The 1,375-nt window shown below is 39.3% G+C and carries 1 protein-coding gene; it reads left to right on the top strand.

Annotation, left to right across the window (positions count from 1 at the left end; genetic code table 11):
* Nucleotides 1-1,375 (top strand): SspB-related isopeptide-forming adhesin (locus tag HMPREF2917_RS11770; protein WP_305366786.1); only part of this gene is annotated, 1,375 nt, incomplete at both ends.

Raw genomic sequence — 1,375 nt, 5'->3', positions numbered from 1 at the left:
CAACTAAATTCTCAGCAACTAACAAAGAAAACGTTCAATCAGTAGGAATTACTGATGACTTCGATGAAACAAAAGTTGATGTAGATGGTTCAGCAATCAAAGCATATGACTCAGTAACTGGTGACGATGTAACAAACAAATTCGACATCAAGGTTGAAAATGGTGTGATGACTGCAACTCTTAAAGCTGGCTTCACGAAGTCACTTGGCGATGCAGAAAACACTCAAATCATTGACACAACTAAATTCGCCTTTGGACGTTACTACAAATTTGATATACCAGCAACAGTTAAAGCTGATGTACCAGGTGGATCAGACATCGAAAATACTGCAGCTCAAGTAGTCAACTACTACAACCCTGTAAGCAAAACTGTTGAAAAACCAAGCAAACCAACTGAAAAACGTGTTAACAACGTTCCAGTTGAAGTGGAATTCAACTTCACTAAACGTTTGGAAGGTCGTGAGCTTAAAGCTAACGAATTCAGCTTCGTATTGAAAGATTCAACAGGTAAAGTTGTTGAAACTGTAAGCAACGATAAAGATGGTAATGTGAAGTTCTCAGCTCTTACATTCAAGAAGGGTGAAGAAGGCGTTCACAACTACACTGTTGAAGAAGTTGCAGGAACAGATGCTACTGTGACATACGACACAATGAAAGCAACTGTAGCTATCACTGTTGAACACAAAGGTACAGCTAAAGTTTTAGTGGCTAAGCTTGGCGAAATCGCTGATAAAGAGTTCAACAACCGTGTAACTCCTCCAACAGAACCTAAGTTCCAACCAGAGAAATACGTTGTTTCTAAAGAAAAATACGATATCACTGGTGACAAGCTCGTTGACGATGATAGAGAGTTGGCAGACAAGTACGCAGATACAAATGCGAACCCATATGCAGACGATGCATCAAACAACGAAGCAGAAAACTTGAATACTAAGACTGTTGAACGTGGTTCTAAATTGGTTTACCAAGTATGGTTGGATACAACTAAATTTGATGCAGCTAACAAGGACAACATCCAAACAGTTGGTATCTCAGATAACTACGATGAAGCTAAATTAAATCTTAATGCAGCTGACATCAAAGCTTACGACTCTGTAACAGGTGCAGAAGTAACTGATAAATTCGATATCACTGTCAATAACGGTGTGATCACTGCTAACTTGAAAGCTGGCTTCACGAAGTCACTTGGCGATGCAGAAAACACACAAGTCATCGACACAACTAAATTCGAATTCGGACGTTACTACAAGTTCGATATCCCAACAACAGTGAAAGACGATGTGGTAGCTGGTGCAGATATCGAAAATACTGCGGCTCAAGTTGTAAACTATTACAACCCAACTACTAAGAAAGTTGAAAAACCTGAAAAACCAAC

Source organism: Streptococcus sp. HMSC061E03, assembly GCF_001813505.1.
Lineage (GTDB): Bacteria > Bacillota > Bacilli > Lactobacillales > Streptococcaceae > Streptococcus.
The sequence above is the reverse complement of the archived record's forward strand: the minus strand, read 5'-3'. Positions and strand labels throughout refer to the sequence as shown.